This window comes from Flavobacterium adhaerens (assembly GCF_040045115.1).
GTDB lineage: Bacteria > Bacteroidota > Bacteroidia > Flavobacteriales > Flavobacteriaceae > Flavobacterium > Flavobacterium adhaerens.
In genome coordinates this window covers 28,914-43,243 of record NZ_JBDLZX010000016.1, presented here as the reverse complement: position 1 = coordinate 43,243, position 14,330 = coordinate 28,914, and the positions used below count along the sequence as shown (strand labels likewise).

At 32.8% G+C, this 14,330-nt stretch carries 12 protein-coding genes; 4 read left to right on the top strand and 8 right to left on the bottom strand.

Going from position 1 to position 14,330, the window contains the following annotated elements; genetic code table 11:
* Positions 1 to 275: 275 nt before the first annotated feature.
* From ABEB18_RS16425 to ABEB18_RS16415, 3 genes are all read right to left on the bottom strand, one after another.
* On the bottom strand, positions 276 to 1,106 hold the full coding sequence (locus tag ABEB18_RS16425) for an RteC domain-containing protein (protein WP_348800425.1): 831 nt from the start codon (positions 1,104 to 1,106) through the stop codon (positions 276 to 278).
* 133 nt (positions 1,107 to 1,239) lie between these two features.
* Entirely contained in the window at positions 1,240 to 2,484 is a 1,245-nt protein-coding gene (locus ABEB18_RS16420; RefSeq protein WP_348800424.1) for a site-specific integrase, read from the bottom strand.
* A gap of 446 nt (positions 2,485 to 2,930) precedes the next feature.
* Positions 2,931 to 3,134 carry a hypothetical protein gene (locus ABEB18_RS16415; protein WP_348800423.1) on the bottom strand — a complete coding sequence of 68 codons (204 nt, stop codon included), beginning with the start codon at positions 3,132 to 3,134 and terminating at the stop codon, positions 2,931 to 2,933.
* Positions 3,135 to 3,421: 287 nt separating this feature from the next.
* Between ABEB18_RS16415 and ABEB18_RS16410 the strand changes: the two genes are divergently transcribed.
* The 4 genes from ABEB18_RS16410 to ABEB18_RS16395 are packed head-to-tail and all read left to right on the top strand — an operon-like array spanning position 3,422 to position 5,069.
* Positions 3,422 to 4,177: a hypothetical protein gene (locus ABEB18_RS16410; RefSeq protein ID WP_348800422.1), complete on the top strand. Its 756-nt coding sequence runs from the start codon at positions 3,422 to 3,424 to the stop codon at positions 4,175 to 4,177.
* A 1-nt stretch (position 4,178) separates the two neighbouring features.
* Positions 4,179 to 4,625 carry a DUF5675 family protein gene (locus ABEB18_RS16405; RefSeq protein ID WP_348800421.1) on the top strand — a complete coding sequence of 149 codons (447 nt, stop codon included), beginning with the start codon at positions 4,179 to 4,181 and terminating at the stop codon, positions 4,623 to 4,625.
* 47 nt (positions 4,626 to 4,672) lie between these two features.
* On the top strand, positions 4,673 to 4,909 hold the full coding sequence (locus ABEB18_RS16400) for a hypothetical protein (RefSeq protein ID WP_348800420.1): 237 nt from the start codon (positions 4,673 to 4,675) through the stop codon (positions 4,907 to 4,909).
* The gene (locus tag ABEB18_RS16395) at positions 4,896 to 5,069 is read left to right on the top strand and encodes a hypothetical protein (protein WP_348800419.1); all 174 of its coding nucleotides are present in this window, start codon (positions 4,896 to 4,898) and stop codon (positions 5,067 to 5,069) included. Before ABEB18_RS16400 ends, ABEB18_RS16395 begins: the two co-directional genes overlap by 14 nt.
* A gap of 200 nt (positions 5,070 to 5,269) precedes the next feature.
* Here ABEB18_RS16395 and ABEB18_RS16390 read toward each other — a convergent pair whose 3' ends face one another.
* The 5 genes from ABEB18_RS16390 to ABEB18_RS16370 form a co-directional block, all read right to left on the bottom strand.
* Positions 5,270 to 5,752: a hypothetical protein gene (locus tag ABEB18_RS16390; RefSeq protein WP_348800417.1), complete on the bottom strand. Its 483-nt coding sequence runs from the start codon at positions 5,750 to 5,752 to the stop codon at positions 5,270 to 5,272.
* Positions 5,701 to 6,888, bottom strand: a complete 1,188-nt coding sequence (locus ABEB18_RS16385) for a hypothetical protein (protein ID WP_348800416.1) — start codon at positions 6,886 to 6,888, stop codon at positions 5,701 to 5,703. The genes ABEB18_RS16390 and ABEB18_RS16385 overlap by 52 nt, the downstream gene beginning before the upstream one ends.
* A 158-nt stretch (positions 6,889 to 7,046) precedes the next feature.
* Positions 7,047 to 9,497 (bottom strand): P-loop NTPase fold protein, encoded by a 2,451-nt coding sequence (locus ABEB18_RS16380; protein WP_348800415.1) that lies wholly within the window; start codon positions 9,495 to 9,497, stop codon positions 7,047 to 7,049.
* A 189-nt stretch (positions 9,498 to 9,686) separates the two neighbouring features.
* Positions 9,687 to 10,106: a DUF6943 family protein gene (locus ABEB18_RS16375; protein WP_348800414.1), complete on the bottom strand. Its 420-nt coding sequence runs from the start codon at positions 10,104 to 10,106 to the stop codon at positions 9,687 to 9,689.
* A 973-nt stretch (positions 10,107 to 11,079) separates the two neighbouring features.
* On the bottom strand, positions 11,080 to 14,319 hold the full coding sequence (locus tag ABEB18_RS16370; RefSeq protein ID WP_348800413.1) for a DEAD/DEAH box helicase: 3,240 nt from the start codon (positions 14,317 to 14,319) through the stop codon (positions 11,080 to 11,082).
* Between the last annotated feature and the right edge of the window lie 11 nt (positions 14,320 to 14,330).

Here is a 14,330-nt window from a genome sequence, read left to right as displayed (position 1 = left end):
ACAAAATAATCGTAATTGTTTTGAATAAACATCCAATGTGTCCGAAGGTTGGGCGTTATTTTATATCAATATGTACCAAAACACAGTATTAATAGGCGAATTTTTTCATCAATTTTTTTTCGAGATTTAAAAATAATTATTGATTTTGAATTTCAGCATTTTTGTTGAGGTAAAAAGAATGTTTTTGAGGTTATTACCAATGAGTCCGAAGGTTGGTAGTTTTGTTGCATTAAATAATGAAAAGCCTTGTATTATTGGGGCTGAAATCCATTGCCTTAAAAATCTTCATCTAAAATTTGTTTGTTGAAATTTTTAGACAAGCTGTCAATGAATTTAGTTTTGGAATTTTTTCGACCTTTGATGTCAATGAAGCTTCTATAAATACTATCATTGAGTTCAATATTAAATGCTTTTCCTAATTCTGTTGCAATTTCTTTGATGTCTGTTTTTCCGTTATTAATTATTTTTTGAGAATGCAAAGCATAGATTAATTCTACTAGATCTGTTTTTGTACCGGACCAGTGTAATTTTGAATTGTGTTTATGTACTTTATAATTGTCCTCTAAATTTTGCAACTCTTTTTCCAGGTATTTTACTAAATCGTCATTCGCTATTATTTTTGCAACTTTATAATCATAACAAGTTGTGAGTCTTAAATCGGTATTTATCAGAAAACATTCTGTTTCTAAAATGTTCTTTTTAGTTTTTCGAGTAAAATATACATTATCTAATTCTCTGGTTGCCGATCTATAATATTGATAAAATTTAATTTCTGTTGAAGAAATACTCGATAGTTTTTTAATTGCCTTTTCGAAGAAAATCTTTTTTTGGACTTTTCCCAATGGAGCATTTGTTTCAATTCTGAGAACCTCTTTTTGAAAAATTAATTTTGAAATTATCCGGGGTTTTGTCTCCTTAAAAAAATAAATTTCATCCTCTTCATTTTCAAAAGTGAAATGTTTTAGCCATTTGTGTAATTCTTCTACTTTGCTTTCAGCCCAAATGATGAAGTCTACAGTTTGGTTGATTTGGTCATTTTGAGCATTATCGAGATTATTTACTTTTGTTGTAAATTCCTCTAATAAAAGGTTTTGAAATTCATTCATTCCTTTAAAATTTATCTGTAGGTTTATAATCTTCTACAAATAAATTAAAAAAACAATACATATTATCAGATTTTTAAGATAAAAACCAAACAAAACTTATTTGTTTTGTAATAAAAAAGCTTATTTTATATATTTAGCTTATTTTTTTACTGTTTTTTAGATCGGTTTGATTGAATTTGTTTCTAAGGATCATCATGTCTTCACTTACTTTTTTATCTAAGACTTTTGCGTAGTGCTGTGTCGTGCGTAAATTTTTATGTCCCAGCATTTTACTCACACTTTCAATAGGAACGCCATTTGTAAGCGTTACAGTGGTTGCAAAAGTGTGTCGGGCAATGTGGAAGGTTAATTCTTTTTCGATCTTGCAAATGCCTGCAATTTCTTTTAGATAAGCATTCATCTTTTGGTTACTCAATATAGGCAATAGTTTATCCTGATTTACACTTTGTGGATGATCTTCGTATTTATCAATAATGATTTGTGTTACTGGGAGGATTGGAATTTTGGAAGCGGATTCTGTTTTTTGCCTGTGGGTGAATATCCATTTCTCACCATCGATACCAATGCTTATATGCGACTTTGTTAAGTTTTTGACATCAATGTATGCCAGACCCGTAAAACAGCTAAAAAGGAAGATATCGCGTACCAGGGATAATCTTTCGTTTTCTAAATCTTTGTCTATGATGTTTTGAATTTCGTTTTCAGATAAGTAAACCCTCTCGACTTCCTTAACTTTTGATTTATAGTTTGCAAATGGATTTTTGTCGAGCCAGTCATTGGCCAGACAAATCTTGATTATTTTGTTGAAGTTCTTAATGTATTTTACGGCTGTGTTATTGGCGCAGTTTCGAACGCTTCTTAACCAAAATTCGTAATCGGTTACAAAGGCATGATCTATTTTGGTAATCTCGATATCGGAAACTTTGTATTTCCATTGCAAAAACTCAATAGTATGACTCAAAGATGTCTTATACCGTTCTAATGTCCCTGGTGCATATTCTTTGCCAACCAGTTCTTTGATTTTGTTGTTATGGTCCTGAAAGATTGGCACTAACATCCGTTTTGTTTCATTCAAACTGAATAATTCATTCTTCAAATTTTCAGAAGTAATTTGAATGTCTTTTTTGAATAATCTTTTTTCGGCTTCCAAAACTTGATTTTTTAAATAATCCAGATGGCTATTTATTGTTCTTGCTTCTTCATTAGTACCCTTAACTTTAGTGCATTCTCCTGACCATCTTTCAGGATTCACATATTTGTTGGTACTAAATTCAAATCGTTTGCTTTGGATTGTTACTCTAGTGTAAATAGGGCAGATGCCCTCATTGTTGGTTTTTGATCTCTTTATGTAAAAGAGAACGGATACAGTAGTGTTCATAAGTGGTAACCTTTTAGTTATTATTAAATTTAAATTTTCTAATAATTACAAACAAGATGTACATATTTTGAATATGTATTGAACATCTTGTTGTACTGGTGGTTTCCGAGATAGGTGTCACTAGATTTTTTTATAATTAAGTGACACCTCGAAAGACACCAAAACTTTGAGATTAAATGAATAATTTGAATATCCTGCAAAAGAAAAAACCCACTAAATCCTTGAATTTAGTGGGTTTTGTAATCATTTGCTTTTCAGCTCGCGGAGAAAGAGGGATTCGAAAATCCTTATTCAGCCTATATTTTATAGGGGTTTAGCAAAATAATATACTAGGGTCTCGATTTTGAACCTCAAAAAAAGCATTCTTTTTTTGACAAATCTTAATACACAAATATAAGAATTTTTATTGATTAAGTAGTTCAAAAATTGAATAGGTTTTTAACTTTTTACCCAATAATTAATGGCTGAACCAGTTCTATTTTTAAACTGGTATATTGGCAAAATTCCTCAATACTCACAAACTCTTTTTCGAGCTTATTAAGGTCCTTTCTAATGTTCTGCATCAATCTTATACTTTGACGATAACTTTTACCTGTTATGCGTTGTATGTCTTTTGGGTAGATACACACTCTCTTCGGTTCGATTTTCATACACTATCTATACTTTTGATTAGGCTTTGAGTAACTATTGATTGCTTCTTATTTTGGAAAATAAAATTAATGAATATTCTTATTGTTTTGAATTTCAATTTGTATCAATTTATCATTTATAAACATGACAAATAAGGCAGTATCCGCCATTTTTACCACTGCATGACATCATGAACGCCCTTCCTTTTTTAAGTGGTTTAATTGGCTAAAATTTGCTTCCTAATCAATCGGGAATGTTGCAGCAGAATGATGATTTGAGCAATTATTAATCTAAATTATTTAAAGTTATGGCAAGACAGAAAGGCATAATTAAATTGAAAGGTACTATCGGGGATATTACTTTTTACAAAACTAAAGATGGCCATTTGGCCAGAGAAAAAGGAGGAATTGAGGCGAGCCGAATTGCGAACGATCCCGCGTTCCAAAGAACCCGAGAAAACGGTTCCGAATTCGGGAGGGCGGGTAAAGCCGGAAAAACATTGCGCACCGCTTTAAGAACCTTGCTTATCAATTCTGCGGATGGCAGAATGGTAAGCAGATTGACTCAGGCTATGGTTAAGGTAATCCAAGCGGATGCAACCAACGACAGGGGACTCAGAAACGTGATTGACGGAGAAGCGGAATTACTTGCCGGTTTTGATTTCAATATTGGAGGGAAATTAAGGACCACTTTGTTTGCTCCCTATGTTGGCTCTATTGATCGTGTTTCCGGGGATATCTCGGTAGACATTGCGCCATTTGTTCCATTGAATATGATTGCTGCTCCGGGAGGAACCACGCATTTCAAAATTATTTCCGCTGGTGCTGAAATTGATTTTGAGGCAGAAACGTTTGTGGTTTCCAATTCAGAAACGGCTATTCTTCCCTGGGATGCTACTCCAACGGTGGCTATTAGCCAAGTGAATGCAGTAACGGCAAACAGCACAAAACCGTTGTTTTTGGCTCTGGGAGTGGAGTTTTACCAAGAGGTAAATGGCAAGATGTATTCGTTGAAAAACGGAGCTTACAACCCATTGTCTCTGGTTCAGGTAAGCGGTCAGTAGTATGGTTTTGGTTTTAAACCGAACTTATTTTCCCGAGGGAACACAAGGAACATTAGAACGGAACGGCACATTAGTTTGTTATACCATCGAGCTCCCTTGGTTGGAAAACCAAAAGCGAATTTCCTGTGTTCCTGAAGGGGAATATGTTTTGCAGAAGCGGTTCAGCCCAAAGTTTCAATGGCACTTGCATTTGATAAATGTTCCGGGTAGAGATTTGATTTTAATTCATCCCGCCAATGATGCCAAAACAGAATTATTGGGCTGTATTGCTCCCGTGACAAACCTAATCGGAATTGGGAAAGGAAGTTCTTCCCGAAAAGCGTTGAAAAAACTGAAAGCTTTGGTTTACCCAGTTTTGGAACGCAACGAAGTAGTTAAAATAATTATTCAATCTAAATCCTTTGATTCTTTGCAAGATGAAAAGGAAAAAACAATAGATAAATTATGAAATTAATTGAAAGAGTAAAAGCGCCGACCCCGAAGTTTTTTAAGGTCTTGAGAAGTATTGGATTGGCTTTACTTGCTATTAGCGGAAGTATTCTTGCTGCGCCAGTGGCTTTGCCTGTGGGAGTTGTAACTGTTGCAGGATATGTAGCTGTTGCGGGTGGGGTTATATCGGCGGTTAGCCAAGTAACGGTTGACACCTCAGCAGATAGTTCCTCGACTGCTCTCGGGGTAACGGATGATAATCAAGAAAATAACCTTAACAAAGCACGTGATGGAATCGAATAATAATCTTCCGATAGGAACCGCAACGGGAACTTTGTTGAGTATTGTACCCAATATCCTTTCCGAAGATATTATAAAAACGATTATCTTAGCGGTTGTGGGAGCAACAGTAAGTTTTACGGTTTCACTCCTTTTGAAACGAATATCAAAATTTAAAAAATAAATAATCTGATTTTGATTGGTAACCTTTTTTGGATTATATGGGAAAGCCTGGTCGTGAGATCAGGCTTTTTTATGTAATAACGTTTTCAAGCTTTGTGTTCGGGTGGGTTTCGAAGTATAAAGATACATTTAATTACTGAAATTTTATAGAAGTACAAAGATCCAAGTTAGTACTTCAGCTCGCCTGACGCAAAAAAAGTGTTAAGTGCTTTTTACTTTAGGTCCATAGTCGGCAAAATCTTTTGCTCTAAAGACTTTTCGAATATTTGTATGCGCGTTTTGAAATTCAGAATTATCCAATATGTTTGCTAGAATTGGGAAATCATCCTTTTCCGGAAGAAGTGATGTTAACTTTGCAACCCAATATTTTTTACAAGTGTTGTCTAAACTTTCATCTTGTTTGATTTTTGTAAGTAATTCGATGATAGATATTTCTTCCCTAAAAAAGTCATTGAGGTCATTTTCATAGTCTTGGTTTAGACCATTTAGACCATTTTTTCTATATAGATTTTCAAGTCTTTCAAGGTTTTCATTAAAAGTGTTGGTATCTGAAATTATTTGTTGAATAAAAACAGACTGTGCATCAATGTATTGGTCTTGTTCTATAGCCTCTATGCCTCCAAGTACAATTATTATGTTTTTTTCAAAGAACTGTTGCCAAATTTTGCTGCTTTTTTTAAACAAGATTTTAGTTGTCCTAAATCCTCAGTAAGACGAATAAGAAACCAATATGGCGCTGGTGTATTGTTCTTAGGGACGTCAATTGCCGCGACAATGAAGGGCCAAGATTGATGAGCTGTAAATTTCTTATTACTTTCAAGAATTTGCAATTCCACAACACTAAATGAAAAGGCATTGTATATTGATGATTTTGGTGGTAAATCAAGTTGTTTATTATTTAATCTACCATTTGCAGTAGCAATATCAGCGTAAAATTGATCACGAATTTGAGTGAATTCTGATTTTAAAAAATGTGCGGTAATAGGAATAGCGCCTTCTATATCACGTCCAACAATTCTAACATTAAGTTGACTGCTCGTATCAGTAACCTTATTTAAAGCAACAGGGTTAGCTTTTTCTAAAGCATCTATTAAATATACAATATCATTTTTTTTAGGTGCAACATTTATACTTTCAAATTTCTCTATCCATTCTGGCATATTTTTAGGAATTTCTGGCAAGATTAGAAATAAGGAAGATATTAGGCTTTTTTGGTCTTGTGCGTTTTTGGTATCTTTAAGCTGATTATATAGGTCATCTATTAGTATATTTCTGTCTATTTTAATACCTACCAATTCTGGAATTCTAGTTAAATATGGCTTTATATTATTTGATTGAGAAACTAATTGGAAAAACTCTGAAACGCTTTGAAATAGAGATGCAACAAGTTCATATTTTAAGCCGTAACCATTATGTAACCCATTTGCTCGACTTGTAATAATTAACTGAAATCTATTGGTTAAATCCAGTAGCTTATTGATATGTTCTTGAGGATTAGTTACTCCATTAATTAAGAATAAGGTGTTTGATGATGATTGACGAAGTAGAGTCCTGAAATCAGCTAAAATTTCAGATGCCGTTTTATATTTTCCACTTTCATAATCTCTGTAAATACTTTTTTTACCTAAAGCTTGAATAATTACAGAACTCATCATTAACTCAATTGCACAACCGATAAGTCCAACTTCAGCTGAATAACGAACTTGTTCAATTTTTAACTGATCTCTTCTAAATGTACATATGCCAAATTGTGCTAGACCTAGGGTTTCTATACTAGCCTCAATCAATCTTACAGTGTCATTTTTTAATAGTCTTGGCATTGTGGTTTGTTTTAATTGAACCTAACCTCCCTCTACAACAGCGGGTTTTGGACTAAATTAAGCCCATTATTCGGATTTGCTAAATCATTCCAAACAAAACCATTTTTTTTCATTAAGCCTATTGTCTAAATCCGATGTAGCTGTTAAAGGCAGTTATTTTACTGATTCTTTTTCGCACTTTCCAATATTCTTGACTTTTCTTCGCTAAATGACTTCCTTAGTTTTTCTGTGAAATGAATTTCAGAAATATTCAAATTTAAATGCTCAAATTCTTCATTTTCTTGTTCTTCCAAATATTTTATAAATTGTTCTGCTCTTTCAATTCTCAGTTGCATTCGATCAAGAATTTTATTTTGGTTTTTTAAATTAATTTCATCGTTTGCACTAACAGATAAATAATTGCTGAATTCTTCAATAAACACACCGCTATCAATGGAAATTAAATCAATGTATGCAAAACTATATGATAAACTTTCTAAAATATAAAGTCCTAAAGCTGTTATTTTAATACTATCAACTTCTTTGGAAAATTCTTCTAATCTATTGCTGCATTCCACTAATCCATTTCTAATAAAGATATCCAAATTTAATTCGCAATCTTCTATAAGTTGATATTTCTCGACAAACTCTTGCAAGAAAATTTTTGAATCAACAAAACCATTTGCATTTGCAGACATTTTTTGAGAAAGTAAATTTAAAATCCTCATTCCTGTAAAATGAGAACTATTAACATCATTACGTAATCTAAAAATATTTGGAATTCTACTAAGAGATTCGTCATAAAATATCCTATCGGGAATCATCATTGGCTTAATAACTTGATGAATGCTAAAAGTCCAATATGGGTATTGAGCAATTTCTAGAACATTAGTGTAACCCGATGAAAGGAAACTTTTTAAAAATTCAAGTGCTTGTCTAACATCCCCGTGAGTTGCATATCTTAAAAAAAGTGAAATATGAGAGTCATTCTTTTTTAATTGGAATATACAAATCTTAAGAAAGCTTTTAATTGTTTCTAAGTCTTCTTTTGACTTAATTCCATATTCTAAATCAATATCATTGCATGCATCTAATTTTCTCAGAATATAAATAATTCTTTTTATTAGTACTTCAGGAATTATTGGTGCAGCTAAATGAAAACCAGGAGTGTGATATGCGTCTAAAGCTCCTTTAATTTTGGCATTATAATATCGTTCTTCACGCATAGAAATAATAACTAAACAACTTAATTTCTTTGCAATTTCAATAGCAGTTAAATAACAAAGCTCTTGTAGATCAGGATTTAATTGATCCATGTTATCAAGGAAAATAATTAACCCCTTATTTTTATTTTTAAGTTTTGTACTTATTTTTTCACAAAATAATTTTGTGTCATTTAAGTTTTTTAATAAAAAATCTCTTAGAAGTTTTTGATATTCCTCACTTTCTTCTGCAAGTCCTAATAAAATTTGTTTTTTGTAAATAGCAAATTCTTCTTTAAATAAATCAATTATTTCATCCCTACTACCATTTCTTATATTTGTTGTGTCAATAGTATTTCTTACTTTTTCCCAAATTTCGTTGCTCAATTGTTCTGTTGTTTGAGATGCATCAATAAGATCTACAAGAGAAACTTCTGAATAGATATTGATTTCTTTAGGTTTAACATGAAACAAAAACCTTTTAAGAAATGTTGATTTTCCTGAACCTCGACCTCCAAAAAGAATCATTACATTATCTAGATTTTCCTGCTTTATTGTTTTTACGATATTAGTCCCAAAAGCTCCACCATTATTGTCAACAGTAAAATCACGAAATCCTTGATTTAAGAAATATGGGGTTAATGAATCATGAAGAAAACCATGAACATTTTTTTGTAATTTATCATATTGACCTTTATTTGTTACATAACATTTATCCATAAATTCTGCATCATGAATAGGAATTGGCCCTAAAAATTTTCTTGATATTGCACTGAATGGACCAGAATAAAAGTTTGTCGTAACTAAAGTATCGTAAGCAATTATTTTATGTTTTGGAAAAAAAACTTCTGAATAATTTTTTTTTGAGACACCTATATTGTTTTGTATGGAATTTTGTTCTGTTACATTAGTATATCCTAAAATATTAATTGCTGTGGTGTAGTCATTTACAAAAAAATCAAGATTTTTAATTACAAATGCGGGAAGCTTCTTCCATGGTTTTTGATTTGTGGGAGTAACTTTAAAAATAATCCACACATCTCCATTTGTAATTGCTCCATAATTGCAAACTAAATCTTCGCAATATTCTTTTACCTGTAAAATTGCTGATTTGATGTTTTCATCAGATAGCAATTTATCAATAGATATTTTTTGATACTTTTTATTAGCGTTAAGATTCGCAGGGAGTTCAAAATATTTCCCTGTTTTTTTACTTTCAATTACTAATAACGGTTTATTTTGTGGATTTAAAAGAATATAATCAGTATAATTACCATCAACATGTTGTTCTACAGAAATCCTTGATTTTGGCCATTTTAATAATTTTTCTAATAATTCATCTATTATATAAAATCTTGTTGATGCTTCATTTAAGTTCGAAAAATCATATTTTTTTTTGATATCAGCAATTAGGTCTATTTCTGTCATTTTTGTGTTAGATTACTGTTAATTCGTTGTTGTTCTTATATAATTGCCTATTATTAGTTTATTTGAGCTTAAATATATGCTGTTTTATTTTATTTTGGCATATTATGCGAAAATTTATTTAAAATTCCTGCAACCATTTCAGGATTAATAAGAAAGCCAAGTCTAAAAAATAACCTGGCTTTTTTCGATTTATCTCAACTGATTTTGGAGCAATGCCCATTTGAGTTTTTCAATCTGTTCCACTGTTTTGGAATAGTGATTTTGAAGAGCTTCCAGTTGCTGGATGCGGTTGACAAAATCAGCGTGTTTTTGATGTTGTTTGTAAGCTTTGAGTACCTCATCACGAAAGTAGCTTTTAAAAGTGGTTATCCGGATAAATGGGATTACAGAACCTATTTGAAATTGTTGCCAAAAATTGGCTTTCCAAAGCATATAAGCAATCCAATACAGGTTTTCGGATTCTTCTTCGGTTTTTACAGTTACCAAAAAGCAATTCGGACAGCTTGCTTTCAAGGGCTTGCCTGCGTTTTTTCCTTTGCTTAAAATAAAAAAGTGAGGTTGGGTAATTTCTCTCTGAGGCTGGTGGGTCAGTACGTTGTGAAAAGTCATAATTATGGATTTAAAATTATGCTTTTGCTCGCTTTTCAAGCTTCGCTTATATATTTGAAAAGAAAAAAAAGAAAAAAAGAAAGTAGTCGCTCTGGTGGAGGTTTCAAAAGAAGTCAAGTTTTTTTTGATAAAATACTACCCGGGTTTCGAAGACAGACGTAACGAAAAACATGATGAGATTGCTTCGTTCCTCGCAATGACAGAACGAGGGTGGAGATTTTATCAAAAACCCGGAGGGCTTGAACTTTACTTTTTGAAACCGGAACTTACCTTTACTTTCTTTTTTTATTTTTTGGTTGTTTAGCAGGATGCTCCTTAGAATGTTGGCTAAAGTTCTTGTGAAATCGGCAATCAAACACCCCCAAGCACCGCAGGGAGCAAAAAAGGCGCTAAGCGGTTCAGTATATAAAAAAGCCTTTTTTGCGGACGAGGAGCGCAGTGGCGGGGTTGCGGAAATCGAGCGAGGTACTAGACACGGGAACGAATGAAGCTTTTCGCGTAATGAGAGTAGTGGCTAGTAACTAGAGAGGGAAAAATATAAATCAGTCCCGCTTTTTCAGCGGGGCGTTCCTTATTCAAGTGCAAAGTGATAACGGAGCAAACCCGAACCGAGCGAGAAAGAGCAACCGCCATAATACTGGAGGGCTTTAACTGGAATACGGCTGAATGTAGTGGAGCGCAGCGTGCGGAGCGAAACGAAATGAAGCTGTATTGCAGTTATAGTAGCCCGACCGAACGCAGGAAGAGAGCGTGTGAAGACGAGGGCGAGGAAGCAGTAGAAAAGGCTGCTTTTTTTCAAAGCTGCCTTTTCTACTGCTGACGAGTGGACTGTGGAATGGAGGAAGGAGGCTTTTTCTGCCGACGACCGACTGGAACAGCCGAGCGGAACAAAGCGAACGACCGGAGAGAGACCGCTTGATTGCTCGTGATGTTTGAAACGGAAATGTTGTTTAATAAATGATTTTTTTAATTTTTATACACTAGTTATTACTTTTAGATTAATATCTGCAAATTCTTTGATATAGGTAGCAGTTATCCCTAAAAGGGTTAAAATGTCATCAGAAGCTTTTGCTTTTGATAGACCTGGTTGGACAATTAAAATTTCGTATTCTACAGGGATTTCATTTTTTAATATTCCTAATAATTTTACCAAATCATTTCTGTTGCCTTTTTCAAGTCGGGAACAAGTTACTCCATTTTTAGATTTTGTTTCCCTTCTAAGCAAATGATTAATGAAATCTTTTCCTGATTTATGTTTCCAATGCACAGATTTTTGAGCCTGACCACAGACCTCGTAAAAATTTTTGATTTGATTACTAACAACACCGTCTATGGCGAACTTTAAATGATAAAGCTTAATTTCAATCTTATCAAGATGTGATTTGATAGCCACAATATCGGCTATTTCACCTGAATAATCATCATCATATATAATGTCAAAATCTTCTTGTTTTAGTTCCTCAATGACCTTGTATTGAATAGAATCAATTATTTTTGGGCGTACTCCTTGTGCTTCGTTACGTAAGTTTACACCATCCCAATTCCATGATATAAGTTCACTTTTAGGATAAATCCCTATTTGTTGTTTGAGTTCATAATATTCGTTTCCTGTAAGCGCTGAACCATCAGCATACCAAATAGTAGGGATGAATTTTTCAAAGAAATTTACACCGCTAATTCTATTACGACCAAATTGAACTTCTACTGTTTCTGCTGATTGTTGGGTTATTTTAAAATCAGCAAAAGAATTTTCTTCTAACAGTTCAAGCTTGAAAATAGTTTCGCATGTCTCTGATTTAAGAGAAAATAGCAAATCACTACCTATTGAAGGATTTACCAAGCACAAATCTATTTCAGATAAATCATATTTAATTCCATTTATAATGAAATTATATTTTGTTTCAACATCCAAATAAATATCTGTATCCCAATCTATCCATACTGGAAATACATTCGGAAGTTCAGTTTTTAATGTTGGAATTAGGGTTTCTCTAAGTATTTGATTGGGATCAATATTATCATCCACTAATTTTTCTCCCAATGTTATGCACCAATTTTTAAACTGTTTTAAATCTCCTTGCAACTTTGTCCATATTCTGCCTTTGTATGATGCTCCAATATTAACCGGCTTCCCTGTTTCAAAACCAGTTCCCATCACAAAGGCTTTTTCACCTCTTTGCTTTTCAGCAAGGGTTAATGCTTCCCCAACATCACTGCCTACCATCATTCTGAAGCGAATATTCTTCCCTAAAAACTGCCTTAGTCCAACATTTTGTAGCTTTACTCTTTTTATATTATGAAATGATTTAAAAACATTTATCCCTTTGACAAGTTCTGCACTGTCCCCAATGATTGCCTCAGCTAATTCTAAGTAGAGACTTCCGTTGTCAGAGCTATTTATGAATAAAAGATTGTTTTTGATTTCCCAATAGACAATAAAAATATCCCATTGAATATCATAAATTTCACGTTTGTCGTGTACCCAATCTACTTCATACCTTTTACCAGTGACTATAACGAGCATATTTTGCTCCCTGTTAATATCATGAAATTTAAATTCAAGATTATCATAACCAGGGATTCCTTTTTGAAAATTAGCAGGATACCAAGAATCTGTCTTATTTTTGTAGACTACGGTACTTAATTTAGGTTTGATGTTTTGGAAAGGAATATTGGCATTATTCAACTTCTTAAAACCATTCATGAAATCTTTAAATTCAACCTGCTCATTTACTTGTCCTGAACTGGCATCAGAAAGGATTTCGTTCCAATCAGAGTCAGTAGCATATAAATCTGCTAATTCTGCTTTTACTTCTATATCGGCAATATTAGCAATGAATGATGCATTGCCAAGTTCTTCATCATATTTAGTTCTAGTGAATCTACCTGCTAATTGCAATGTAATTGGAAGACTTTTTCGAATATCGTGAAATGCAGCAATTTTCAATTCCGGTAAATCAAACCCTTCTCCAAGCATATCAACGCATACTATTATTCTAGTTTGTTTCTGGAGTATTTTATTATATGTTTCTTTAAAGTTTGGAGCACCTGAATAAATAACTACGGGATTAAGATCCTTATGCGATTCATATAATTTATATATTTCCCTTGCTCGCTCTTTTGTGGCACAACGAGCCATTAATATATGGTTAAAAGAGTTTCCTAAATCAGAGCGTAATCGTTCAATAGCTACTTTGGCAATTTCTGAATCCGCTTTTCTTTTATCATATTCACGAATAGAAATAAACTCAATTTTTTTATAATATCCTTGCTCTTGAGCTTTTTTTAAAGGGAAATTAGAAATAATTTTTCCGTCTAACCTTTTTCCGTCATTTCTAAATGGAGTTGCTGTGAATTGGATAATTTTTTCATTGTCAAATTTATTCCGAAACTCATTCCATGACGATGCTTTCACATGGTGGGCTTCATCAATAAAAATATGGCTGAAAGATTTAGAAAAAAGCTCTTGTATGCCTGAATTTTGGCTAGTTATCCAACTCATAGTTGTGACTACAACATTGCATTTCCCTATAAATTCATTTATATCTTCAATATTCTCAAATTTATTCTTGATAACACCAACAATTGGATATAAAGTTGCTTCACTAACTATTCCAAATTGTTTCAATAAACCTAAACTGAAAAATTTTTCAGCTATTTGGTTGCGTAAAGAATCCGAAGGTACTGTTACTAAAAGTTTCTTACATCTGTTAGCTATGAGCGTTGATAACATTGTCTCAGTCTTACCTGTCCCTGTAGGCATTACAACTGTTGCTGCATCGATAGGAAGTTTCAAATTCCCCATAATCATATGTAATGCTGCAATTTGGGGTTGTCTTAAGCCAGGTTGACTTTCATCTTCTTCTTTATATATAAAATTATTTTTCCATGATTCAATAACTTCATTAGGCGAATATTCTTTAAAAAGAGGATGTTTTACCCAACCTTTTATTATTATTTTACCTTCTTCAAACCCTTTATTTTTTGGTAAGATGTTGGTAATGAGAGCGTACTCAATTCCATCTGGTATATACTCTTTTTTTGTGGTGAAACAGATTCTATTTCCGTTGTATACCACAATCAAATAAAAGCGGTTTTCATTTAACACATTTAGCTTTATCAATTGCTCCGAAGCTATTAATTGTCTTGCCGTATTTTTATTTCCAGTTTTTAAGTAATGAATTGATTCGATAGACGGTAAAACTATATTCATCCTATTTATTG

Excerpts from the sequence above, each read along its gene's own strand:
- ABEB18_RS16370 (WP_348800413.1), bottom strand. The coding sequence starts at position 14,319 with ATGAATATAGTTTTACCGTCTATCGAATCAATTCATTACTTAAAAACT.
- ABEB18_RS16420 (WP_348800424.1), bottom strand. The coding sequence starts at position 2,484 with ATGAACACTACTGTATCCGTTCTCTTTTACATAAAGAGATCAAAAACC.
- ABEB18_RS16415 (WP_348800423.1), bottom strand. The coding sequence starts at position 3,134 with ATGAAAATCGAACCGAAGAGAGTGTGTATCTACCCAAAAGACATACAA.
- ABEB18_RS16410 (WP_348800422.1), top strand. The coding sequence starts at position 3,422 with ATGGCAAGACAGAAAGGCATAATTAAATTGAAAGGTACTATCGGGGAT.
- ABEB18_RS16385 (WP_348800416.1), bottom strand. The coding sequence starts at position 6,888 with ATGCCAAGACTATTAAAAAATGACACTGTAAGATTGATTGAGGCTAGT.
- ABEB18_RS16380 (WP_348800415.1), bottom strand. The coding sequence starts at position 9,497 with ATGACAGAAATAGACCTAATTGCTGATATCAAAAAAAAATATGATTTT.
- ABEB18_RS16375 (WP_348800414.1), bottom strand. The coding sequence starts at position 10,106 with ATGACTTTTCACAACGTACTGACCCACCAGCCTCAGAGAGAAATTACC.
- ABEB18_RS16425 (WP_348800425.1), bottom strand. The coding sequence starts at position 1,106 with ATGAATGAATTTCAAAACCTTTTATTAGAGGAATTTACAACAAAAGTA.
- ABEB18_RS16395 (WP_348800419.1), top strand. The coding sequence starts at position 4,896 with ATGGAATCGAATAATAATCTTCCGATAGGAACCGCAACGGGAACTTTG.
- ABEB18_RS16405 (WP_348800421.1), top strand. The coding sequence starts at position 4,179 with ATGGTTTTGGTTTTAAACCGAACTTATTTTCCCGAGGGAACACAAGGA.